General features: G+C 34.5%; 26 protein-coding genes and 1 other RNA gene. 19 read left to right on the forward strand and 8 right to left on the reverse strand.

The window, feature by feature from the left end; genetic code table 11:
* Window positions 1–10 precede the first annotated feature (10 nt).
* Together yddI and yddJ are read left to right on the forward strand one after the other, a co-directional pair.
* Window positions 11–517 carry an ICEBs1 mobile element: conserved protein of unknown function gene (gene yddI / locus BSU_04980; protein NP_388379.1) on the forward strand — a complete coding sequence of 169 codons (507 nt, stop codon included), beginning with the start codon at window positions 11–13 and terminating at the stop codon, window positions 515–517.
* A gap of 62 nt (window positions 518–579) precedes the next feature.
* On the forward strand, window positions 580–960 hold the full coding sequence (yddJ, locus tag BSU_04990; protein ID NP_388380.1) for an ICEBs1 mobile element: putative lipoprotein of unknown function: 381 nt from the start codon (window positions 580–582) through the stop codon (window positions 958–960).
* A 190-nt stretch (window positions 961–1,150) separates the two neighbouring features.
* Here yddJ and yddK read toward each other — a convergent pair whose 3' ends face one another.
* On the reverse strand, window positions 1,151–1,951 hold the full coding sequence (gene yddK, locus BSU_05000) for an ICEBs1 mobile element: conserved protein of unknown function (RefSeq protein ID NP_388381.1): 801 nt from the start codon (window positions 1,949–1,951) through the stop codon (window positions 1,151–1,153).
* 339 nt (window positions 1,952–2,290) lie between these two features.
* On the opposite strand from yddK, the gene rapI reads away from it, so the two are divergent.
* The 3 genes from rapI (at window position 2,291) to yddM (ending at window position 4,636) form a co-directional block, all read left to right on the forward strand.
* A complete protein-coding gene (rapI, locus tag BSU_05010; protein ID NP_388382.1) occupies window positions 2,291–3,466 on the forward strand; it encodes an ICEBs1 mobile element: response regulator aspartate phosphatase in 1,176 nt (391 codons plus the stop codon).
* Window positions 3,423–3,542, forward strand: a complete 120-nt coding sequence (gene phrI, locus BSU_05020) for an ICEBs1 mobile element: secreted regulator of the activity of phosphatase RapI (protein NP_388383.1) — start codon at window positions 3,423–3,425, stop codon at window positions 3,540–3,542. Before rapI ends, phrI begins: the two co-directional genes overlap by 44 nt.
* Before the next feature lie 152 nt (window positions 3,543–3,694).
* The gene (gene yddM / locus BSU_05030) at window positions 3,695–4,636 is read left to right on the forward strand and encodes an ICEBs1 mobile element: putative helicase (RefSeq protein ID NP_388384.1); all 942 of its coding nucleotides are present in this window, start codon (window positions 3,695–3,697) and stop codon (window positions 4,634–4,636) included.
* A 588-nt stretch (window positions 4,637–5,224) separates the two neighbouring features.
* Here the strand turns inward: yddM and yddN are convergent.
* On the reverse strand, window positions 5,225–6,244 hold the full coding sequence (gene yddN / locus BSU_05040) for a putative alkanal monooxygenase (RefSeq protein ID NP_388385.1): 1,020 nt from the start codon (window positions 6,242–6,244) through the stop codon (window positions 5,225–5,227).
* Window positions 6,245–6,503: 259 nt separating this feature from the next.
* Between yddN and lrpA the strand changes: the two genes are divergently transcribed.
* Window positions 6,504–6,914, forward strand: coding sequence for a transcriptional regulator (Lrp/AsnC family) (gene lrpA / locus BSU_05050; protein NP_388386.1), 411 nt, complete (start codon window positions 6,504–6,506; stop codon window positions 6,912–6,914).
* A gap of 122 nt (window positions 6,915–7,036) precedes the next feature.
* On the opposite strand, the gene lrpB is transcribed toward lrpA, so the two are convergent.
* Window positions 7,037–7,486 carry a transcriptional regulator (Lrp/AsnC family) gene (gene lrpB, locus BSU_05060; protein NP_388387.1) on the reverse strand — a complete coding sequence of 150 codons (450 nt, stop codon included), beginning with the start codon at window positions 7,484–7,486 and terminating at the stop codon, window positions 7,037–7,039.
* A 114-nt stretch (window positions 7,487–7,600) separates the two neighbouring features.
* Between lrpB and yddQ the strand changes: the two genes are divergently transcribed.
* The 8 genes from yddQ to cspC all read left to right on the forward strand — a co-directional run bounded on the left by yddQ (window position 7,601) and on the right by cspC (window position 14,449).
* On the forward strand, window positions 7,601–8,143 hold the full coding sequence (yddQ, locus tag BSU_05070; protein NP_388388.1) for a putative hydrolase: 543 nt from the start codon (window positions 7,601–7,603) through the stop codon (window positions 8,141–8,143).
* Between the two features lie 552 nt (window positions 8,144–8,695).
* Window positions 8,696–9,460, forward strand: coding sequence for a putative metal-dependent hydrolase (gene yddR / locus BSU_05080; protein ID NP_388389.1), 765 nt, complete (start codon window positions 8,696–8,698; stop codon window positions 9,458–9,460).
* A 193-nt stretch (window positions 9,461–9,653) separates the two neighbouring features.
* Window positions 9,654–10,964, forward strand: a complete 1,311-nt coding sequence (yddS, locus tag BSU_05090) for a putative permease (RefSeq protein NP_388390.1) — start codon at window positions 9,654–9,656, stop codon at window positions 10,962–10,964.
* A 582-nt stretch (window positions 10,965–11,546) separates the two neighbouring features.
* Window positions 11,547–11,723 carry a conserved phage protein of unknown function gene (gene ydzM / locus BSU_05099; RefSeq protein YP_003097682.1) on the forward strand — a complete coding sequence of 59 codons (177 nt, stop codon included), beginning with the start codon at window positions 11,547–11,549 and terminating at the stop codon, window positions 11,721–11,723.
* 24 nt (window positions 11,724–11,747) lie between these two features.
* A complete protein-coding gene (yddT, locus tag BSU_05100) occupies window positions 11,748–12,434 on the forward strand; it encodes a putative exported phage protein (protein NP_388391.1) in 687 nt (228 codons plus the stop codon).
* A 423-nt stretch (window positions 12,435–12,857) separates the two neighbouring features.
* Window positions 12,858–13,043, forward strand: a complete 186-nt coding sequence (gene ydzN / locus BSU_05109; RefSeq protein YP_003097683.1) for a hypothetical protein — start codon at window positions 12,858–12,860, stop codon at window positions 13,041–13,043.
* Window positions 13,044–13,392: 349 nt separating this feature from the next.
* Window positions 13,393–13,986, forward strand: a complete 594-nt coding sequence (gene sufLC / locus BSU_05110; protein ID NP_388392.1) for a glyoxalase III homolog, deglycase — start codon at window positions 13,393–13,395, stop codon at window positions 13,984–13,986.
* A 262-nt stretch (window positions 13,987–14,248) separates the two neighbouring features.
* Complete coding sequence (cspC, locus tag BSU_05120; RefSeq protein NP_388393.1) at window positions 14,249–14,449, forward strand: cold-shock protein; 201 nt, start codon at window positions 14,249–14,251, stop codon at window positions 14,447–14,449.
* A gap of 67 nt (window positions 14,450–14,516) precedes the next feature.
* Here cspC and sncZ read toward each other — a convergent pair.
* From sncZ to ydeC, 4 genes are all read right to left on the reverse strand, one after another.
* Window positions 14,517–14,595, reverse strand: an RNA gene (sncZ, locus tag BSU_misc_RNA_66) — putative small conserved untranslated RNA.
* A 540-nt stretch (window positions 14,596–15,135) separates the two neighbouring features.
* A complete protein-coding gene (gene cdnL / locus BSU_05130) occupies window positions 15,136–15,597 on the reverse strand; it encodes a transcriptional regulator for repair and outgrowth of heat damaged spores (protein NP_388394.1) in 462 nt (153 codons plus the stop codon).
* A gap of 567 nt (window positions 15,598–16,164) precedes the next feature.
* Complete coding sequence (gene ydzE / locus BSU_05140) at window positions 16,165–16,401, reverse strand: putative permease (protein ID NP_388395.1); 237 nt, start codon at window positions 16,399–16,401, stop codon at window positions 16,165–16,167.
* 97 nt (window positions 16,402–16,498) lie between these two features.
* Window positions 16,499–17,374, reverse strand: a complete 876-nt coding sequence (gene ydeC / locus BSU_05150) for a putative transcriptional regulator (AraC/XylS family) (RefSeq protein NP_388396.1) — start codon at window positions 17,372–17,374, stop codon at window positions 16,499–16,501.
* Between the two features lie 112 nt (window positions 17,375–17,486).
* Here ydeC and ydeD point away from each other — a divergent pair, with 112 nt between their 5' ends.
* Window positions 17,487–18,446 carry a putative permease gene (gene ydeD / locus BSU_05160; RefSeq protein NP_388397.1) on the forward strand — a complete coding sequence of 320 codons (960 nt, stop codon included), beginning with the start codon at window positions 17,487–17,489 and terminating at the stop codon, window positions 18,444–18,446.
* Window positions 18,447–18,598: 152 nt separating this feature from the next.
* On the opposite strand, the gene ydeE is transcribed toward ydeD, so the two are convergent.
* On the reverse strand, window positions 18,599–19,471 hold the full coding sequence (gene ydeE, locus BSU_05170) for a putative transcriptional regulator (AraC/XylS family) (RefSeq protein NP_388398.1): 873 nt from the start codon (window positions 19,469–19,471) through the stop codon (window positions 18,599–18,601).
* Window positions 19,472–19,697: 226 nt separating this feature from the next.
* On the opposite strand from ydeE, the gene ydeF reads away from it, so the two are divergent.
* The 4 genes from ydeF to ydeI all read left to right on the forward strand — a co-directional run bounded on the left by ydeF (window position 19,698) and on the right by ydeI (window position 23,923).
* Window positions 19,698–21,086, forward strand: a complete 1,389-nt coding sequence (ydeF, locus tag BSU_05180; RefSeq protein NP_388399.2) for a putative PLP-dependent transcriptional regulator — start codon at window positions 19,698–19,700, stop codon at window positions 21,084–21,086.
* A 109-nt stretch (window positions 21,087–21,195) separates the two neighbouring features.
* Window positions 21,196–22,488: a putative permease gene (ydeG, locus tag BSU_05190; protein NP_388400.1), complete on the forward strand. Its 1,293-nt coding sequence runs from the start codon at window positions 21,196–21,198 to the stop codon at window positions 22,486–22,488.
* Window positions 22,489–22,646: 158 nt separating this feature from the next.
* Window positions 22,647–23,093 carry a putative integral inner membrane protein gene (gene ydeH / locus BSU_05200; protein ID NP_388401.1) on the forward strand — a complete coding sequence of 149 codons (447 nt, stop codon included), beginning with the start codon at window positions 22,647–22,649 and terminating at the stop codon, window positions 23,091–23,093.
* Window positions 23,094–23,329: 236 nt separating this feature from the next.
* Entirely contained in the window at window positions 23,330–23,923 is a 594-nt protein-coding gene (gene ydeI / locus BSU_05210) for a hypothetical protein (RefSeq protein ID NP_388402.1), read from the forward strand.
* Window positions 23,924–24,153: the final 230 nt, after the last annotated feature.

A 24,153-nucleotide genomic window follows, 5' to 3' on the forward strand; every position in this document is an offset into this window, starting at 1 on the left:
GAGTGAAAATATGAAAACACATATTGCATGGGCTTCAGCTTGTTTATTATTAGTCATGTTAACTGGATTTTTCACGATTGGACAGCAAACGTATAAGATTGAAAAGTTAAAAGATAAAAATGAAGTTTTGAGCGAAAAAATTAAGGAATTGAACCATATAGAATCAACAAGTAGCGCTTCGGAAAATAAGGCATTTTTTGAAGCGTTTTTTAATTACTCCGACATAGATATACGATATGAAACAGTTAAGAAGCACACAACTGGAAAAGGGTTTGATTATGCATTCCCTTCTCGTTCTGATCAAAAGCACACAGTCAGCGTGCAAAGTGAATTACTATCACTAGAGAGTTATTCAAAGCCGTTAGATGAGTCTCATGAATTGTTTTTAAACATTGTTGAAGTCGCCACAACTGCAAATTCAGTCACTACGAATCAAGTGTTAATTGTACAAACGACTATGAAAAAAGAAAAGGATGGTTGGTTAGTCGATAATGTGCAGGTTAAGGGAAATGGATAAAAGGTGGAAAAGATCAATTTGTTTGTTTATACTAAATATTGAAAAAGGAGGTAATGTTTATTTTGAAAAACCTTTTTATTTTCCTTAGTTTGATGATGATGTTTGTTTTAACTGCATGTGGTGGAAGCAAGTATGATGATGCGATTGATGATGTAATTAGCCAATATAAAGAGCATAAAGGAAATGACACAGAGATAAATATTAAAAGAGAGAATGCGATTGTTAGAGTCTATGAAGGGGGCAAATATATTCAGTTTGCATTTTATATGCCGGATAACTCTTCACGTGAATTAACAACATTTAAGTATTATGAAAAATTTGGAGATAAATATGAAAAGATGACTGATATGCCGGGGAATGGGGAAAATGATCGTCTGGGGTTATCAAAGAAAACACCAGACTATGAAGAAGTAAAAGGAGAAGAGACAGAGTTAGAGGAGTAAACCGTGTGTTTACTCCTCTTTTAGTTTTATTGACATTGGTAAAACAGAGATAGGGTAAGAACTTAGCTAATTAAGAATGAAAATTATAAGGTTTATAAGTTGGAAACTAAATCAAATATGTCTTCTAAGAATAGATTTATGGGTAAAAGTTGTTTTTACACTATTGGTGCTACTAGCAGTGGCATTTAAGTTATTTTAATTTCGTATTAAATTTAGCCTTTATCCTTTCCCATTTTTTATCTTCTAATGTGAGATCATACATACGGAGTATTTTTTCTTTTAAATTAAATAAGTCTATTGGTTCCTCCAAGGAGAATGCTTTTTTATTTTTATCAATTACTCCTTTTATTTCGCCCTTAAAACCAGGGAGGATGAAAGTAGAGCAGTTATTGCTATTCACCCAAGTAGCCCCCATTTCATTAAGGCAGTATACGCTATCATAGTAATTATCGGATAACATATAAAAGACATATGCACCCTTAAAAAGATGTTTTTTTAGATATTCGAAAATATCTTCATCTCCAGGAATACCATGATAAGGTGAAGAAGTGTATATTATATCTTCAGAAGACACTCCTATATCCTCTAGTAATTCAACGAAAGCATTACATACAATTTTGTCTTTTGAGGAGTGGCTAATAAATATTTTTTTCTCTAATTCTCTATTTTGATCACTTGAAAAGTGAGTTATGCTGCTTTTTTCAGTCTCATCTACTACAGGCAATTCATCTAAAAATTTTTTTATTTTATTTTCTGTTTCATGATGTTCAAACTCATTAAAAACAAATTCATTTTTATATATTTCATTGCGGTTTCGTGCATACCAAGTCTTAAGTTGTTCTAGTGAATAACGAATTAACTCAATATCATTTGATTCAAGAGATGTTCGAAATTGATCAATAATATTTGTGAGTACAGGCTCGCGAGAGTAATCTAGAAGTACTCCTATAATTCCATTAGCCTCAAATTTTAATTTTTTTAATGTGTCCATTAGATTTCCTCCGACCTAATTTAATCCATTGTTTGTAAACATTTCATATCTAATTATATAACATAGACTCCTATTCTAACTACTTATTTTAAAGCAGTCTGGATTGTTTGGGTAATTCATAAAAAAATAAAAGAAAGAAGGAGGAATAGAGTTTTTCTTTTTTTTGTTTGCAATGTTACTGTCAAGTCGCAAAAGAATTGCTATGACCGAAAAAAAACCGCAAAGGAATAGATATAAGGTACCTTTTTGCAATTCATCTTTGTAAAATAAAGGTTATTCTGACATAATACAATTAATGTAAAAATTCGCACAATTTTATGTAAGGATGGGGGAATTTTCTTGCGGGGTGTTTTCTTAGATAAAGATAAAATTCCGTACGACTTAGTCACGAAAAAGTTAAATGAATGGTATACATCAATAAAAAATGATCAAGTTGAGCAAGCCGAGATTATAAAAACAGAAGTAGAGAAAGAATTGTTAAACATGGAAGAAAATCAAGATGCCCTGTTATATTATCAACTATTAGAATTTAGACATGAGATAATGCTGAGTTATATGAAATCTAAGGAAATAGAAGATCTCAATAATGCTTATGAGACTATAAAAGAAATTGAGAAGCAAGGGCAATTAACTGGCATGTTGGAATACTATTTTTACTTTTTTAAGGGTATGTACGAGTTTAGGCGTAAAGAATTAATTTCAGCGATAAGTGCTTATCGAATAGCTGAATCAAAGTTGTCAGAAGTTGAGGATGAAATAGAGAAAGCAGAGTTTTTTTTCAAAGTGTCCTATGTATATTATTATATGAAACAAACATACTTCTCCATGAATTATGCAAATCGTGCACTCAAAATATTTAGAGAGTATGAAGAATATGCTGTCCAGACTGTGCGTTGTCAATTTATTGTAGCAGGAAACTTGATCGATTCATTGGAATATGAAAGAGCCTTGGAACAATTTTTGAAGTCTTTGGAAATTTCCAAGGAAAGTAACATAGAGCATTTAATTGCAATGTCACATATGAATATTGGGATTTGTTATGATGAATTGAAAGAATATAAGAAGGCTTCACAACATTTAATTTTAGCGTTAGAAATTTTTGAAAAATCAAAACATAGTTTCTTAACAAAGACTTTATTCACTCTAACCTATGTAGAAGCAAAACAACAAAATTATAATGTTGCTTTGATATACTTTAGGAAAGGGCGATTTATTGCCGATAAAAGTGATGATAAGGAATACTCAGCGAAATTCAAAATATTAGAGGGATTATTTTTTTCTGATGGTGAGACTCAATTAATAAAGAATGCATTTTCATATCTGGCTTCGAGAAAAATGTTTGCTGATGTTGAAAATTTTTCGATTGAAGTCGCTGATTATTTTCATGAACAAGGAAATTTAATGCTCTCTAATGAATATTATCGTATGAGTATTGAAGCAAGACGAAAAATTAAAAAAGGGGAGATTATTGATGAAAATCAGCCGGATTCTATTGGCAGCAGTGATTTTAAGTAGTGTATTTTCAATAACTTATTTGCAAAGTGATCATAATACTGAAATTAAAGTTGCTGCAGATCGGGTAGGGGCATAGCTTAGATAATTGGAAAAGAGGAAAAAAGCTTAATCTTTTTTCGAAGGTTAAGCTTTTTCTTTTATTTATAAAAAGTGAACTAACTATCAGAAAGAAATTATATTAAATTTTATTTTTTTGTTTAAAAAGTAGATTATATAAAGGCAAGCTAGGTGGGGGAAAATATGTTTAAAAAAGAAAAAGTCACAGAATACATTTGGACTATACTAATACCAACAATCATCACTTTTATCATTAGTTGGGTTGGGTCTTATTACAATGGTACTTCGACAGTTAGTATTGGACAACCTACAAAAGTTTCCGGTCAGTATATCACGCCAATAAATATAAGTCCCTATCATGATATTAAGGAATTAAGAATAACTTTTCCGCAAAAACTAGATGTAAAACAAATTAGTTCAAATGAGCCTATAAATGTAAAATCAGATAAGAACAATATAGGAGTTGAAAGTAATTCCACTTTTGAGATTGCGAAAATCGTTGAAAATAATAGCGTTCAGTTGCTAATTACAACACAAAAAAAGTTAAACGATAAGGAAATTAGAATTGATAAAAATGGAAATAACATTTCTGTAAATTATGAATCTCAGATTGTTAATCCTGCAAAAAAACAATTAATCAATCTTATAATTACGTCATCTATTTATTTTATAATGCTTAATATACTAGCATTGATTATGAACAAAAGATGGGATAAGTATTATGCAAAAATGAAAAATGAAATCAAAGAATTTGAGGATAATGCAAAAGATCTTGATAAAAAATCAAAGAAGAAAAGCGAGGAATTATCGGAGCTGCGAAAGACCTTGAACCAAGCGTTTGAGGAAACTGATAGGATAAAATATCATGAGAAGAAAAAACAAATCCTCCTCTTAGCTAAGTTAAACGATTATAAAAAAGAACTAACCTTTTGGAGAAATACAATAAGAAAAGTTCTTTATGAACTTCCTGATGGAGATAAAAAAGCAGATAAACTAATAGGGACAGTTACATCATCTTTAAAAACGTACGGTACAGTCGAAAAAAACGAGCATGATTATGAAAGTTTAAAAGTAGCAGCTGCCTTACTAAATGATTCTGATAAGAGATCGTAATGTACTGGATTTTAATAAACTATTAGAAAGAAGATTAGCTGCAAACATCAGAACGACCAAACAATGGTGGTATGTTTATAGAGTTTAGTTGTTGAAAAGGGCGAACTATGAGTTTGCTGCCCATTTACTGCCCAGAATAAATAACAAATCATGAAAATCAGTGTAAATAAAATAACTTAATGCTATAAATAAAGGCTTTTGTAAATAAAGATATGATTTTACTAGGTTGAGGGCCTAGTGGGTGAATAACCCGTGGAGGTTCAAGTCCTCTCGGCCGCATCTCAATAATACCAAGGGTTTAACCACCTTTGGTATTATTTTTTTGTGTGGAAAATACGGCTATGGGAGAAGACTTGCTCACCAAAACTCACCAGTTACTTAAAGTAAGTCATCCAAACGGTCGGCGGTTCCTTCTGTTTATTAGGAAAAAGATATCCGTTCATTGTAAAAGAAACGAACCATGTCCTATTCGTTCAAAAAAACTAAAGGGTGATACATATTATACATGATTAATATGTATCACCCTTTTCTTTCTTGTTCAACAATCGCGCTTGAGGAGAACATAAGCTAATACAACTGACTCGATTTCTAAAGTTGCTCCATTCTTTTTTTAAACAACTCATCCACAACCTGTTTTAAAATCTCGTACGACTGAATTTCCTTGCTCAATTCGTAAATATTAGATAACACAATTAATTCATCTGCGTGATACATTTGTTGGAAATCAATTAGTTCGCGACGAATTGTTTCTCGATCACCCATGATTGTATACCCCAGTCGACTGTGGAGAATTTCTAATTCAAACTGTGATAACGATTCTAGGAAGTTTTCAGTGGGTGGAATAAGCTTACTTAAATTATTTGTATAAATATCAATATACACCTGCAAATGACTTGCAGAAATAAAAGATGCCTCGTCTATAGATTCTGCTGCAATCACATTAATGCAAGCGATCACATAAGGTTCTTGTAAATAAGAAGACGGTTGGAAATTTTCTCGATAAATAGAGAGCGCTTCTTCCATCGAATGGGGTGAAAATTGAGCGCCAAATGCATAGGGTAAACCAAGCTTTGCAGCAATTTCCGCTGAATCCGTTGAGGATCCTAACACAAAAACAGGCACATGCGTTCCAATACCCGGATAAGCGCGAACCTCACCCTGTACACTCTTATCCCCGACAAAACGCAAAATATCATTTACTTCTCTTTCAAAGAAAAACACTCCATTATGGTTGGAACGACGAATCACATCGGCCGTTTTTTGATCCGTTCCGGGTGCGCGTCCTAATGCCAAATCTACACGATTTGGATATAATGTTTCAAGTGTTCCAAATTGCTCCGCTACGATTAATGGGGAATGATTTGGCAACATAATACCCCCTGAACCTACGCGAATGTCTTTTGTATTTGCTAATATATGTTGTACAATTGATACGGTTGCTGCACTTGCATAAGCGTCGTGATTATGATGCTCTGCAAACCAAATCCGTTTATAGCCCATATTATCTACAGCTTTAGCTAATGACACTGCAGAATCAATCCCTTGTTTCATTGTTTCTCCTTGTCTTAATGGAGCAACTGATAAAACAGATATATCAAATTTTTTCATAATTTCACCTCTAAAATAATGAACTTATACAAGATCAATGGAAAAAACATTTTGAAAAATTGTTTCATATTAAATGGTGTCCATTCCTCTTTGATTTGCATGCAAATAAATATATACTTTCTCAAACGATCAATACATAGGCAAAATAAAGTTATTTCACAATTTCACTTTACTTTTAAAGTTTTAAGCAAACATAAAAAAATGTTCAGTGAACAAAATATGTAAAATACATCTTATTTTTCAGAAAGGATACAAGAAAATGATTGATGAAATAGATAAAAAAATACTTGATGAGCTGTCTAAAAATAGTCGCCTTACAATGAAAAAATTAGGGGAAAAAGTACATCTCACTGCACCAGCAACCGCATCAAGAGTAGTAAAGTTAATAGACAATGGCATAATAAAAGGATGTAGTATCGAAGTGAATCAAGTGAAATTAGGCTTCTCTATACATGCTTTTCTTAATATTTATATCGAAAAAATCCATCATCAACCCTATTTAGCTTTTATAGAAACACAAGATAACTATGTAATAAACAATTATAAAGTTAGTGGAGACGGTTGCTATTTGCTTGAATGTAAATTTCCTTCAAACGAGGTATTAGATCAATTTTTAAATGACTTAAATAAACATGCAAACTATAAAGTGTCGATTGTTATTGGTAAATAGTTAACTTTATAAAACGGAGATGTGCGGTCATATAACATGATATATATGCTCTAAAAAAGCCCTAGGTTGGATATGGAATTTACCAAGCTGGGGCCTTTTTATACATTATAATAACAAGCGCATTATTCATCAGACATTAATGAAGTATTATAATGCTTTTTTACTTCCTTAATAGACAAATAAAGCTGATAGTTTCCATACTTCAATAAATCATTCAGAAGGTGATTTAAAACTTCTTGTGAATGAACCGTTACCTTCAGAAGATAACATGCATCTCCCGAAACACGATGAGCTTCGCTAATTTCATTACGAGTAGCAATAAATTTCAATAAATCATCATGCATATATGCATTCATGAAAAAGAAGACAAAGGCTGTAAAAGAAAACCCCATCTTCAATTCATCAACCACAATCGAATATGCTTTAATGATACCGTTATCCTCCATTTTTTTGATGCGATTGCCTACCGCTTGTCCTGTCATATGAATTTTTTCACCGATTTCTTTCCATTGTATCCGAGCATTTTTATTTAATAATTGGAGAATTTGAAAATCAATTGAATCAATTTGCATAGTAACTCCTTTCACAGTGAAAAAGTTTTACAAAATAGTATTTCATGAGACCATCGAAAATTCAATGGAAATTATATATCCTTATACAGTATAAAAATTTTAAGAGGTGAAAAAATGACAACAGCTTTATTAGTGATTGATATTCAAAATGATTACTTTCCAAATGGGAAGATGGCTTTAACAAACCCAGAGAAAGCAGCACAAAATGCGGCTAAACTACTTTCACACTTTAGAAACACAGGCGCACCTGTCTTTCATGTACAGCATATCACAGAAGGTAACATCGCTCATTTTTTCCATCCAAATACAGAAGGTGTCGAAATTCATGAGTCAGTACGTCCATTAGAGAAAGAGACAGTCATTGTAAAACATATGCCGAATAGCTTTTTCAATACAGATTTAAATGGAAAGCTACAAGAAGAAGGGGTTAAAGAATTAGTTGTTTGCGGTATGATGTCCCATATGTGTATTGATGCAACAGTTCGTTCTGCAGTTGAACATGGTTATGTATGCCAAGTGGTAGAAGATGCTTGCGCAACAACAACATTGCAAATTGAAGATAAAATCGTTCCTGCTGAGCATGTCCATTACGCATTTATGGCCGCATTAAATGGTGTCTATGCAACAGTAAAAACCACAGAGGCATTTTTAAAATAAAAGAATTTCCTGCGCGAACATAACGTCTTTCTTTTCACAAGAAAGATGATTCAACAACTTAAAAAAGGATGTTCAGAAAAATACTTCTGGACATCCTTTATTCATTATCTTTTATTGTTTTTCAGTATCATTATTCCCATCTGATAAAAGATCAAGATGTCCTGTTTTTGATCCATAGTAAGACCATATACAGGGATTGTTTTTGCCATAAATATAGATATTGATGAAGGTTTACATAAAGCACCTAATTGCTTGATTTACTTTAATGTTAGATCCCTCAATAACTCCATTCTCTTCTAATTTCTCTACTCTAGCTGTAGCTGCTGGGCATGTTAAATGTACTCTCTCCCAGATCTTTCATTGAATTCGGCTATTATACATAATTTCTCTATAATTTTTTATCTGTTTGATCTATTTGAACGTTAATTCCTTTCGAAAATAAAGTCAAAGAGTTAAAACACTTTTTTTTATCTATGTATTCGAACACTGCTGATATTATACACTTAACTCTGTCGATCTAAGACAAATAAAAAAAGAAAGTGAGTTGTAAATATGAATATTACACAAATTCGAAATGCAACAATTGTTGTAAAATACGCAAATAAAAAATTTTTGATAGATCCTATGTTAGCAGAGAAAGGTACGTACGCTACTTTCCCTGAAACGATCAGACAAGATTTATTTAATCCTTTGGTGAGTTTGCCAACATCAATTGATAACATTCTGGATGGCGTAGATGCGGTAATTGTTACTCATCTACACCTAGATCACTTTGATGATGTGGCAAAAAACGTATTGCCAAAAAACATCAAAATGTTTGTTCAAAATGAAGCAGATGCAAAAGAAGTAAAAGCAAGTGGTTTCAAAAATGTAGAAGTGCTACATCAAGACACTGTTTTTGAAGGGATCCAATTAGTAAAAACAAAAGGTGAACATGGCAGAGGGGAAGAGTTATTAAACTTAATGGGTGATGTTTGTGGATTAGTATTCAAGCACCCAAGTGAAAAAGTTTTATATGTAGCTGGGGATACAGTTTGGTATGATGCTATCGAAGACGAGATTCATACACATCAACCAGAAATCATTGTGGTTAATGGTGGAGACAATCAAAGATTAGATTTAGGTTCACTCATCATGGGAAAAGAAGACATCTATGAAGTTCACAAGGCTGCTCCTCATGCTAAGATTATATCTGTTCATATGGAAGCTGTTAACCATTGGACACTATCTAGAGAAGAATTAAAAAACTTTAGTAAAGAAAAAGGATTCTCAAGTAATATTTTAGTGCCAGAAGATGGCGAGTCTTACACATTTTAATATGAACACCGACAAATAAATAGAAGAAGCTCATAATTATAAAAACTAATCATGAGCTTCTTCTAATAATGAATATTTTAAATTTTAAATATATCGAAAATCCTAAATATACGGAATAACAAAAATGGAATGTTCCAATGATGACAAAAAAACTTGAAAAGCAACAAAGATGTGTCGTTAGGAGGTAGAATTCATGGTAATGACAAAAAAAGATACAAATATATCAACACAGCAGCCTCTTTGGTTACAAGGTTATATTGATTCACCAGAAAAACAAAACCAACTTTATAAAAAAACATTAAAAATCTTGATTTTTTCACAAATATTTGGGGGAGCAGGACTTGGAGCTGGGATAACAGTTGGGGCGCTTCTTGCACAAGATATGATAGGATCGGAAAATGTAGCAGGAATTCCAACTGCCCTCTTTACTTTTGGATCTGCCGTAGCTGCCCTGCTTATAGGAGCATCCTCACAACGTTTTGGTCGCAGAGCTGGACTTGCAGGTGGTTTCCTTATAGGCGGATTAGGTGCTATAGGTGTGATAATCGCGGCTTTAATTAACAGCGTTGCCCTATTATTTGTTTCTCTTCTTATTTATGGAGCAGGTATGGCTTCTAATCTTCAAGTTCGGTATGCTGGGACAGACCTTGCAAATGAGAAACAACGGGCAACTGCTGCAAGTATGGCCTTAGTTTCTACTACTTTAGGAGCTGTAGTAGGTCCTAACTTAGTTAATACAATGGGGGAATTTGCAGATTCAATTGGTGTTCCCAATTTAGCTGGTCCGTTTATTATGTCAGGAGCAGCTTTTATAATTGCTGGAATTATTCTCTTAATTTTTCTTCGTCCAGATCCGCTGTTTGTATCAACAGCTATTGCGAATGCTGAGAAAAAAGACGATAAAGTACAAATAGGAGGAAGTCTAAAAAATCCTGCTATAGACAAAAAAGGAATAATGGTAGGAGCTGTCATTATGATTTTAGCTCAACTAATCATGACAGCTATTATGACAATGACACCGGTTCACATGGGTCATCACGGTCATGGTTTAAGCGAAGTGGGATTAGTTATAGGACTCCATATTGCAGCGATGTATCTTCCTTCACCATTGACTGGTTTATTAGTAGATAAGTTTGGTCGCACAACTATGGCTATTGCTTCAGGTGCCACACTTCTTGCCGCTGGGTTGGTGGCAGCTATTGCACCGGCAGACTCATTATCATTGCTAATCCTAGCACTAGTATTACTAGGGGTAGGTTGGAACTTTGGTTTACTAACGGGAACTGCCCTTATTATAGATTCAACACATCCATCTCTACGTGCAAAAACACAGGGAACATTCGATGTTTTATTAGCACTATCAGGAGCAGCAGGTGGAGCCTTGTCAGGAATGGTTGTTGCACATTCTAGTTATACAATACTATCAATTTCTGGAGCCGTTTTATCATTGTTACTCATTCCAGTAGTTATTTGGTATTTTAGAAGGATTCAGGAAAAAGCATAAGCTTATATAACTGTCTTTGAAGAACCTAAGTAGACATTACTTTACCGGAACCTCCTTTTTCTATTTATTATAGTAAGGAGTTGACATGGCATTAGTGGCATGTGTATAACTACACAATTATTTGGGATTCAGAGAGCATGTAATGAACGGAAGAGATAATTATTTATCACTTTTATTATTGTACGGTGTTCTTGTGGCATTAAGTTCAGTCAATTTTGGTCTAACTGTTTTCTTTTTGTTTTCATCACCTCTCCATATTATTAACAAACACGAAAAGGATTTTAATGAAAATAAAATGATTAGCGTATGTATCTCTAATTTTCAAAATGAATGAATAGTCCTTTTTAAGATTTACACACTTATTCTCCAAGGAAAAATGACTCAATTTTTCGATTTTTTATGTAAATCAAAAAAGAATCATGTTAGAGTAGGTGTGCTGAAAATAATTCAAAAAATTATTTTGCGATATGATTAAAGTAATATTGCCAGAGAGTTTCAATTGGACAAAATTGTAAGTGTTTAATACACTGGGGCTGCAATCAAATATGCACCTGGAATCAATTGCTAAACGGGGGAGTTTATATGAACAACAAGAAAAATATCTTTGATATTGTTATGTACATTATTTTCGGTGTGTTAAGTCTTTTTCTAGTTGCAAAAACTGATTATGGCACTGGAGTTTTAGTGTTTGTTGCAATTTTATACCTCGCTGTTATTGCTTATAAAATTAAGCAAGTATTTAGTAATTCAGATTCTTAAGGTGTAACACAAGGAGGATTTCAATTGAGAAAGAAAAGAGTTATTACTTGTGTTATGGCTGCATCATTGACTTTAGGCTCACTTTTACCTGCAGGTTACGCTTCTGCAAAGGAGGACTCTAAGACAACCCCTTCTTACGAAGAACTAGCTCTACATTACAAAATGAAAAGTGAAAAGATTTCATCGAACGGGAAATTAGTTGAAATTGAGTATGTGAGTGGAAATGAAACTCACAAAGTTCAGATGAACGGAAATAATCATACTGTAAAAGTCGATGGCATAGAACAAAAAGGTTTAAACTTTGAGTATGATGAAAATGTTGCTAAAAGAACAAATTATGAAAACAATAATTTGAAATCAAATGAATTCACAACACAGGCTGCAAAACCTAAAAAGGGATACCATTATGTGGGGACTTTATCTGGGCATACAAAAGCAGCTAAAAATGCGTTATCAGTTACAATGTCATTAGTCGGTATTGTCCCTGGCTTGGGATGGGGGAGTAAGGCTGCCACTATTTTATTCTCTTATTGGGCAAAAGAACAAATCCCTGATGCGTATTATAAATATGATTTATACGAAAAAGGAGCAATGACTGATAGTTGGTATCAGTATGCTACAGTTCAATTTTTTGAAGATAAAGCTCATAAAAAGAAAATGGGCAAACCTTGGACAAGTACTCCTGCAAAAGTAGATTTACCTAATAGCTAATTTTAAAATCACTTTGTCTTTATAAAGGACAAAGTGATTTTTTGTTATACAGAAGTAAAATCCCTCGTCTGAGGAATCTTGGAAAAAACTTGGTTCAATTTTGATATAACATGTTTTTTTCTTGCTAATTTAGTTTTTCTATGTATCGCTACACATTCTAAATAATAAGATATTAGCCGGACGGTTGATGCCAAGCTCAAAAGTTTATATGGAAGTCAAAGCATAAAAAAGGGTGTTACAACGTGTAGTCTTCTTTTTATTTTGCCAACGTAACAAGTGTGAAAGTAATGATTTGTAGGATCAGTTAAGAAAGGTTTAAGATTAGATATTGAAAAATTTTATATATTTTCAATAAAATACTGGTACTATAATAAATGTATACAGATTGTATGGAGATGTAATTAATTAAAAAGGAGTTTTTAATTGCGTTGGAGTAAATGGTTCAATGTTTTTTGTATAGTAGCATTGGGATCAATATATGGTTATAAATTATTTACTAACCAAGAAGTCAGTACTACTCGTTTAATAATAGCTTCTGTAATTGTGTTGTGGAATATTGTTGGACTTTTTAGCAAAGAATCAGTAAAACAAGCACAGCAAGCAAATTAAAAGTCATAAAGTTGGGAAAGAAGGATGTTACTTATGTAGTATCCTTCTTTATTATTCCTTGAAAAATGAAACAAATTGGAGATTACAGCTTATATAATCAATTGAAGTCGTTGATTATTTTCATGAACAGGAGATTTAATGCTTTCTGATGAAATATTATCGTATGAATGTTGCAAGAGGAAACGTTACTCAAAGATTACAGGGATGTGATGAACACTCCTCTTTATCGCACTCACCTGACCCCAAATTGTTGGGGAAGGGCAGGTACGGAAGATAGAGTATTTTTTCTTCGTAACAAATCGAAAAGGTTGGATAATAAAAAACTTATAATCTAAGGCGGTATATAGTTGTGAAAAAGGCGTTATTTCTTATATTAGACCAGTATGCAGATTGGGAAGGTGTTTACTTAGCATCTGCATTAAATCAAAGAGAAGATTGGTCGGTTCACACTGTTTCTTTAGACCCTATTGTAAGCTCAATAGGTGGTTTTAAAACATCTGTCGATTACATAATAGGGTTAGAACCTGCAAATTTTAATTTGCTAGTTATGATTGGCGGGGATTCCTGGAGTAATGACAATAAAAAACTATTACATTTTGTAAAAACTGCATTTCAAAAAAACATTCCAATAGCAGCGATATGCGGTGCAGTGGATTTTTTGGCGAAGAATGGTTTGCTGAATAATCATAGCCATACAGGTAATTTTGTTTACTTATGGAAAGATTACAAACAATATAAACCGATTAGCAGTTTTGTAGAGAAACAAGCAGTAAGAGATAAAAATTTGGTTACTGCTAATGGAACTGCCCCTATTGAATTTACTAATTTAATTTTAGAGATGATTGATTTTGATACTCCTGAGAACATAGAGAAAATGATGTATATGAATCGTTATGGTTTTTATCATTTTTGTGATAAATATGGAAATCCATTTGTTGATTAATTTGCTGGAAATGATTTTCCCGAATAGGGGGCTTTGCGATTGAGTTGAATTTCCTAATAAAGCAAAGAAAGATGATTTGAGGTCAAGTTTAACAAATAATGCCATCAATATTAATTTGCAGTTATTTCCGATTCCTGATATAATAAAGAAGAATTATTTTTGTTCGGTGTAAAGGATAGTATGAAGATTGACTTTTCGTCTTGATGATACTTTGGGCAAGGATAGTATATACTGTGTGGTTACACACTAGGAGGCAACAAAAATGGAACAAGGTACAGTTAAATGGTTTAATGCAGAAAAAGGTTTTGGCTTTATCGAACGCGAAAATGGAGACGATGTATTCGTACACTTTTCTGCAATCCAAAGTGACGGATTCAAATCTTTAGACGAAGGTCAAAAAGTATCGTTTGACGTTGAGCAAGGTGCTCGTGGAGCTCAAGCTGCTAACGTTCAAAAAGCTTAATCTTCAATCGTTTATACAAACAGGCTCTTTATATAGGGCCTGTTTTTTTATGTCTATATCATACTCAATAAAAAACCCTACTCAACGTTCGAGTAGGGAGATGCTACAAGGTAATAGAAAAAGATTTAAAACTTCAAAGGTTTGTTTACAGTATAACATACTGGATTGACAATATGCGGAATGTATATAAATTATTTAATGTTTTGTTCAAATATAGATAACTGACTCTTTTTTTCACTAACCTGTTCGTTCATTTAAGTAAGATTAGATGAATTATAAAAATGGTTTCATCTAAATGTTATCAACTCGCATATCTCTTTTATGAGAAGAAGATAAACAATTATTATTCAATGTTGCAGTGGATATAAGAAATTCTTAAAAATAATGAGGAGATCGATTGTTTTTTTCTCCTGGAAATAATCACTTAGAGATACCTAAAACAATGAAAGCCCTACCTCTCTTCCATCCTTACGGCTCCTTGTCCGTGCCAGTGTGAATCAGGATACTAAAAAAAGTGACTATTTTATTGAGTTTTTTGGTAAAACTTCAATCTTCGCAGAAGAAATGTAAATAATAAAAATGGATTAGAATGTAGGAATAACAAAAGAGGTCGTTAATGTTCTAAACATAAGTTGGAGAAGATTTGCTTTTCATCATAATATTCCGAAATATCTTTTGGGATGTATCTAACCAAAACTTTTTATTTGTTTTTCAGTGATTCCTTTAATTACTTCCAGTTCACTAATCAAAAATTCATATGCATTATCCAGCATTTTTTTTTCGCTTGCATTAAGTGCTTTTTCTTTCTTCATACGCATTAAATCACGTACAACTTCAGCACCTTCTTGTATTTCACCTGTTTTTATTTTGTCCGTGTTTATTTTGTACCTTTGCTTCCATGGCAGTAACCTATCGGATTCTCCATGCTGAAAAATGTGCATAATGTGTTTTAATGCAAGTATATCGGTAACTGGTCGTATATTCGAACTCAATATTTTACTCGTTGGAATCATAACTGTCATATTACTGATTGACATTCTTATGACATAATACTGTTGTTTTTCCTCTAAGAATTCTTTTTCTTCTATGGCTTCAATTATACCTGCTCCGTGCATTGGATAAACAATGTTATCGCCAATTTGAAACATATCATCCACCTCCATATATGGTATCCTTCTTAAGATTACCATATATGGAGGTGTAATATCAAAATTTTAATAATAACATGATCGAATTTTTGATGTCAATAACTTTTTTGAAAAAACAGATCAAGCAAAAACAATAGGGAACGTGTCGGATTTCCAATCAGGAAAAGGTCAATTGATCCGTGTGAGCAGTTTTTCATTGGCTCAATGACATTACAGAAATGATTTGAGTAGATAAGAAAGAACGATATTCGTGAAATGTCAGCTAAAAATATTTAAAGCACATGATTAAGTTCTAATTTCTTTACCGATTTGATATGGATAACGGCCGACTTACTTAATGATGCATTTTCACTTATCTTGCAAGCAGAAAAAGGTTTGTTGATAAACATTTAGCCACCAAATTGGCATTATTATCAGGGAAATTGACAACCTTCAAATGGGTATTGAGGCGAGAAGAAAAATAAAGAAAGGAGAGATTATAAATGAAGACCAGAACATAAAGAAGTAAAGGGGAAAGAACAAGGTTAATTGAAAAGCAAACTATATAAAATAGTTTGCTTTTTTTTGTTATGACTTCACTTCTTTTTCTTTCTCTTTAATGACTAATAAAACACCGCTCAGAATTAAAAACGAACCTATCCAAAATGTCCCGCCTATTTGTTCTCCAAGCAGAATCCATCCGAGTAAGGTTCCAACCAGAGGCTGAAAAAAGAAAAAGAGGCCTCCACTTGAGGCATTTAATAATTGTAAGCCGTGGTTCCACAATAAAAATGCACAAGCTGTTGAAACAATTCCCAAATACAAAAGGCCACCTAGAATTTTAGGGTCAAGCAGTAGTGGCGTAAAAATCGTGCTAGGGGAGTACCATTAACAGGGACTCCATTTATTAATAGAATAAACTTTATGAATTCATTTTTTTGTATGATAATGGCGTCATATTCATCGCTTGTTGAAATTTACTTATGAAATAACTGGTACTGTTAAATCCAACTTGATAAGACACTTCTGTCACATTGGATTCAGGGTGTTGCAGTAATAATAAGCTTTTTTGAATTCTATAATCCATTACATAACGTAATGGCGTCTTATTCAGCATTCGTTTAAAATAACGGCAGCATTCAGAACGGCTCAGTTGGCCAGCTTTTGCAATGTCCTCTAATGTGATTTTTTCAACATAATGGAGATGGATCCAGTTTAACATTTGTTTCATTCGATGACTTTTTATCATTTCAGATTGATCGTACTCTAATTGAAAACCATTAACGACCAGGTTTTTCCACATTAACGTTAATTGCATCGTAATGTCAATCTCATAGAGCGATGTCTTTTGTTGAATCAATTGATTTATTTTTTTAACAGCATCTAGAATATTTTTTGCCCACTGTTGATTTCCAGCCAAAAATAAATAGGGCAAATTGGTTGAAAACATATAGGGCTGAACATAGCTTGAATACAGTTCCTGAGATAAAACGAAATGGGGTGACACATTCAAGCAAATATACGTACAATCCGAGCCTTCCTTTTCTTCGGCCATGTGCAGGTAGCCGCTATTGATAAATAATCCATCCCCTTCGTGAACCTCTATTTTTTCTTCATTTATTTGAAAGAGAGCTATCCCTTTTAGTATCAAAACAAATTGGATTTCATCATGCCAATGAAGCGGAATATAGCCATTTATATTTTGATTGATCGTTGTCTTGTAGCAGGCAACTGGCAATTCTACCGTTCGGTGCTCTGTTAATTCTTTTAAATTTTGATCGATCACAAAATTCTTCATTCTGACTTCACACCTCAATATATTTATATTTTTTCATTCAATTTGAGTATTTTTTATCATGTTTTGCATTTATTATAACACTATTATTATATTTATTAGTGAGGAGTCATGTATGAATACTTCCAATAGAAGAATGGGATTGTTCTATGTTATCACAGGGGCGACATGTTGGGGGATTGGAGGCACAGTAGCCAAAAAACTTTTTCAAGAATATCAAATTGATGTCAATTGGCTTGTAACGACACGCTTGCTTACGGCTGGAATGTTACTTTTAATGCTGCAACTGTTCAGAAAGGATCGTTCCCAGGTTATTGAGGTGTGGAAACACAAAGCGTCGGCTGGCCAGCTTCTAATTTTTGGCCTATTGGGAATGCTAGCTGTGCAGTACACATATATGGCATCCATTCAACATGGGAATGCTGCCGTTGCTACGTTATTGCAATATTTATCCCCAGTAATCGTCATTATCTACACGCTGTTGCGAAAACAAACGGTTCTTACCAAACAAGATATCATAACTGTTGTACTTGCTTTAGTGGGTTGCTTTTTTTTGTTAACAAATGGTTCAATGTCTCAACTTTCAGTGCCGGCAGCTGCAGTAGTATGGGGAGTTTTATCAGGATTCGCGGCAGCTTTTTATACTTTGTATGCCGTTGGTTTATTAAATAAATTTGATTCTCTTGTCGTTGTAGGTTGGGCTATGATTATTGGCGGTTTTGCATTGGGTTTTATCCATCCGCCATGGCAACTGGATTTTCAACGATTAACTGCTGAGGCGTATGCATATATCTTATTCGTGATATTATTTGGAACAATGATTGCGTTCTGGTTCTTCATAAAAAGCTTGGAAAGCCTCTCTCCAAAAGAAACAAGCCTACTAGGCAGTCTAGAGCCTCTATCAGCTGTTGTAACAACTGTCGTTTGGTTAAAAGCGCCATTTGGTTCTTTTCAATGGATTGGTGCTATTTGTATTATAGGGATAACTTTAATATTGGCTTTACATAAAGAGCCTTCTATGGAGAGTGAAAAATCGATATTAAAGATTAGGAATCATGCAAATCGGGATATATAGGGGCTTTTTTTGCTTACATGACCGGTCCGGCAATGAAAAACACTGGTGGAGTTTGAGCCCTCTCGGCAGTATCAAAAATACCAAGGGTTTTGACGCCCTAGGTATTTTTTCTTCAAGAACCTTCAATTTTTCTTCTCTGATTGAAAAACGTATTACTTTTTTGTGATTGGTATCCAAATTTCACTTTTAAAAGATGGTGATGTTACATCCTTATGCTCGTTCCACAATATTTCTGGACCTTCTATTTGTTCGTAATTTGACGATGGAAACCATTCGGAATAAATGCGTCCCCATACTTCTTGCAGTGTATCCGGAAATGGCCCGATTGATTCGAATACAGCCCATGTTGAGGCAGGAACTTCAAGCCGTGAGAAGTTATCTGGACACCGTTTCGTTGTGGCTGCGCCAATATAGTGATCGAGCTCTCCGTTTTCCTCTGTCCGACCTTCAGAAAAATTCGTGGATGCACTAATGAGGCCTGATGGTGCTACATTAGATAGCTCTTTTAGTTTATTTATTGCTTTTTCATCTAAACTTTCCCACATAGATGCAATTTCCGGATTAATTCCTTTGAAAATAATAGGAACTCTTTTTTTAATGCCAACGATGCGAAATGCCTCTTTTTCTTCAATACGGTAGTTCATTTCATTTCCTCCTTTAATTGTTAGCTGGAAGGTCATTCGTGGATAAGCTTTAAGGGAATGGCCATTAAATCTGGCTTTTGATGGGTTTATGCCATGTAAATTTTGGAATGCCCGTGCAAAAGAATCTGGTGAGTTATAACCGTACTTTATTGCAATATCAATCACTTTTACATTGCTGTCTTTCAGTTCAAAAGCTGCAAGAGTAAGACGTCTGCGACGAATATATTCCGATAATGAAATACCTGCAAGGAAGGAAAACATCCTTTTAAAATGATATTCAGAGCAGAAAGCAAGCTTTGCTGCCTCTTGAAAATCAATATCATTAGTGAGGTTTTCTTCAATATACTTTAACGCCCTATTCATACTTTTAAGCAAATCCATTTATTTGGCCTCCTTTAACCAAAGAATAACAGGAGTGAAATGTATTTATCCGACATTCTGTGCACAGTTTTGCAGGATGACTTATATGAAATAAAGTAAGTGATTCACTTGTATTTGTACAGGTTTTATTGAAGCATGCTGTTCATAAAAAGGCATCAATAAAAGAAAGTTATAATTGTCTTATAAACGGCACATTCATATAATTGAGTGAAAAAGGATGCGTATCATGCCTATCAATTCTTTTGAAAATTATCCGATGAGCTGGAAGCCATCGATTGATAAAGCTGAAAAGCCTATTTATAAAGCACTTGCAGGGCAATTGGAACAGGATATTTTAAACGGAGTTTTATTACCTGGAACAAAACTTCCTCCACAGCGAGAATTGGCCGATTATCTAGATTTAAATGTGAGTACGATTTCAAAAGCATTTAAAGTGTGTGAGTTAAAAGGGCTGCTGAGTGCGACTGTAGGGAGCGGCACATTTGTATCGTATGATGCGTTGTCGAATGCGTATTTACTTGAGGATACTAAGCCGACACATTTAATTGAAATGGGAGCAATACTTCCAGATCACGCTTCATATGAGCCCTTGTTATACCAACTGAAAAACATGGTTCATGAGGAGGATTATGAAAAATGGTTTAGCTATGGCCGGGCAGGTGAAAGCCTTTGGCAAAAAGATGCAGCTGTAAAGCTCATCCAAAGAGGCGGATTTGAAACATCCGTTGATCACATTTTATTTGCAAATGGAGGGCAAAATGCGATTGCAGCGACATTGGCGAGTCTTTGTAAGCCTGGAGATCGCATCGGAGTTGACCATCATACGTACCCTGGATTAAAAACTGTTGCATCATTGCTTAGTGTGCAAATCGTACCGATAAAATCAGAAAACGATGAAATGAGTCCGGAGTCACTTGAATATGCGTGTAAAAACGAAAATATTAAAGGTTTGTATTTAATCCCGGATTATCATAATCCGACGACTTCCTTTATGTCTGTTGAGAATCGAAGAATGGTTGCAGACATTGTAAAGAAATATAATCTGTTTGTTATTGAGGATGCATCGTACCATCTTCTCAACAAAAATCCGCTTCCGGCACTCGCCTCATTCGCACCGCAACAGGTTATTCATATTGCAAGTTTATCAAAATCGTTAGCGCCAGGCCTGCGTTTGGCTTATGTAGCAGTGCCGAGACAATATAAGGAGCCAATATCAAAGGCGCTTTATAATTTAAATATAACTGTTTCCCCGCTATTAGCTGAACTTACTGCTCGCACGATTGTATCAAATCAATTTGAAGTCTTAATTGAGAGTCATCGTGAACAAACCATTCGCAGAAATCAACTCGTAAACCGATATGTTGCGGGATATACATGTTTAGGTGTTGAAACAGGCATTTTTCGTTGGTTGTTGTTACCGGGTAAAATGTCTGGTGCCGAATTTGAAGAATTGGCTGCTCGACTTGGCGTGCAAGTGTATGCGGCTGAACGCTTTGTAGTGGGAAATAGTTGTCCTGAAAGGGCTGTAAGGGTTTCTGTCTGTGCACCAAAAACACTTGAAGAGCTTGAACAAGGATTAATGATCCTGAGACGTTTGCTAGACGATCTTACCTAATATTGTTTGCCATACAATTATGACATTGTATGGCTTTTTTGTGCGTGTTATGATGATCCACATCTAGAGGGAGGTTTATACAAAATTGGCTTTTAGAAAGGAAGGTCAGATGATGTTAGACAAGGACAGCGTAAAAGCAATAGATGTTCAAACTGCTTCATTACAGAGCTACATCAGTTCACCAGAAAAACAAAAATCGTTATACAAGCGTACACTATTCGTTGTGAGTATCTCACAAATTTTTGGCGGTGCGGGGCTGGCGGCAGGAGTGACTGTCGGTGCGCTTATTGCACAGCAAATGCTTGGCACTGATGCGTTTGCTGGTTTGCCTTCTGCTTTATTTACTTTAGGGTCAGCAGGATCTGCATTAATTGTTGGAAGACTTTCTCAACGTTATGGCCGTCGAACAGGTCTTTCAGCTGGCTTTATGATTGGCGGACTTGGAGCAATAGGCGTTATTATGGCAGCAATCATAAATAGTATTTTCTTGTTATTTATTTCGTTGCTTATTTACGGTGCAGGTACAGCCACTAATTTACAGGCCCGTTATGCAGGTACAGACTTAGCAAATCATAAGCAGCGAGCGACTGCTGTTAGTATAACCATGGTTTTTACTACATTTGGCGCAGTGGCAGGTCCAAGCTTAGTGAATGTGATGGGGGATTTCGCTCTTTCTATTGGTGTTCCATCACTTGCTGGCCCTTTCATTTTAGCCGCAGCAGCATATATGTTAGCAGGTGTGGTCCTTTTCATTATGCTTCGTCCAGATCCATTAGTTATAGCAAGAACAATAGAAGCGGCAAATGAAGAGCCTGGTGATAAAGGACATTTGGCGGCAACTGAGCATACAGAAAACAAAAAAGGGATAATCGTTGGGGCAACGGTTATGGTTCTTACCCAAATAGTAATGGTAGCTATTATGACAATGACACCGGTTCATATGAGACATCATGGGCATGACTTGGGTGCAGTCGGTCTTGTTATTGGTTTTCATATAGGTGCTATGTATCTCCCTTCACTTGTTACAGGTGTTCTTGTAGATAGGTTGGGACGTACCGCAATGGCTATTTCCTCTGGAACAACGTTGCTTTTGGCAGGTGTAATAGCAGCATTTGCTCCGGGAGAATCTATGATTCTTCTCGTCATTGCTCTTTCTTTACTGGGATTAGGGTGGAATTTTGGTTTGATAAGCGGGACTGCCCTTATTGTAGATTCAACTGATACTGCCACACGAGCTAAAACGCAGGGGACAGTGGATGTTCTGATTGCGTTGTCAGGAGCTGCTGGCGGAGCATTATCTGGAATGATTGTGGCAGGTTCAAGTTACCTCGCATTATCACTTATTGGAGGGATTTTGTCCTTATTACTCATTCCGGTGGTGGTATGGTCTAGGGGCCGCTAAAGGGTAGGATTGTTTAATTTACATTAATTTGTTATATTGTTAGATAAAGTATATTGCAGCATCTAATATTCTAACGAACTATAGTTGCTCCATTAAATCTATTATAAAGATTTGACCAGGATTCCTTATAGCTGTGTCACTCACTGCATATTCTTTAATTGAATCACATAAAATGGTTATCGGATTTGAAAAAGGCAGGATTACTCGCTTTAGGTAAAGGAGTCATAACGTTGTTAAAAAGGTTTTCTCTTGTTATTGTTACACTAATGATGTCTATCGTTGTTGTTTTAGCGGCTGCTAAAGAGTCGCCTGGAGATCATGTCATCTCATTTGATGAACCTATTATCTTGATGATCTCAATTGGAATCGTTGTATTTTTATTGATCCCTCCATTAGTCATGTCCTTTTTTGGCAATTTGGTTGTAAGAATAATATCTGGTGTATACCAATGTTTTATCGTTTTCACTTTTCTGGGGCTCATTCCAATTGGATTTCTTATTCCCAATGGCTTTTTGACAATTCTAGTTTCTATTGCAGGAACTTTAGTCAGTATAGCTAGTGTTGCCGTAACCTTATGCATTGGCAAGAATAAAAAAGATATATAATCATCGAATTGTTATTTTTTCAGATTGTCAGTGAAATAATTATACAAAAAGAGAAGGCTTGTGGGCCTTCTTTTTTTGTTGTTGCATCATCCCCACTTTGAGCTTAATCTATTGAATAATAAGAGAAGGAACCTATAGAAGAATAAAATAAATACCGAGATGTCAAAAATAAAACTGGACTTCATTATTGTGAATTCACGTAAATGTAAAAAGATTGGAAAGAGGGGAATTCCTTCATGACAAATAGCAGAACAAATCCGAAGGTTGATGAATTTTTAAGTAAAGCGAAAAAGTGGAAGGAAGAATTTGAGAAGTTGAGAACCATCATTCTTGACTGTGAGCTGACTGAAGATTTTAAGTGGATGCATCCTTGTTACACATATCATAATAAAAATATTGTTTTAATACATGGGTTTAAAGAATATTGCGCGCTTCTGTTCCACAAAGGCGTCTTATTACAGGATACAGATGGAATTCTCATTCAACAAACGGAGAATGTACAGGCGGCGCGCCAGATTCGGTTTACAAATGTTCAGGAAATAAATGAGCTAGAAAACATTTTGAAAGCCTATATTCACGAAGCCATTGAAGTTGAAAAAGCCGGTTTGAAAGTGGATGTTAACAAAAATATTGAATTGAACATTCCTGAAGAACTTCAAAATAAATTCGATGAAATCCCTGCATTGAAAATTGCTTTTGAAGCTTTGACCCCGGGACGGCAAAGAGCGTACACTCTTTATTTTTCTCAAGCCAAACAATCCAAAACCCGAGAATCGAGAGTCGAAAAATATGTGCAAAAAATTCTCGATGGAAAGGGATTAAAGGATTAGGCACGCCAAGGTTCAGGCTAAAGGAATAGCATCATAGCGTAATAAGATCATTTCTATAGAAGAAAAACAAGCATAGTAAGATGCTTGTTTTTTCTTAGGACAACATTCACTTACTGCTGAAATGCTTCTAACATTGTATGCCACTAGACAGCGTTATAAAATATTAATGCAACACCTAGAAATCTATCCAATGAAATAGCTCAATGGTATGGCTCATTACATTTAGAATG

Source organism: Bacillus subtilis subsp. subtilis str. 168 (assembly GCF_000009045.1).
Classification (GTDB): domain Bacteria; phylum Bacillota; class Bacilli; order Bacillales; family Bacillaceae; genus Bacillus; species Bacillus subtilis.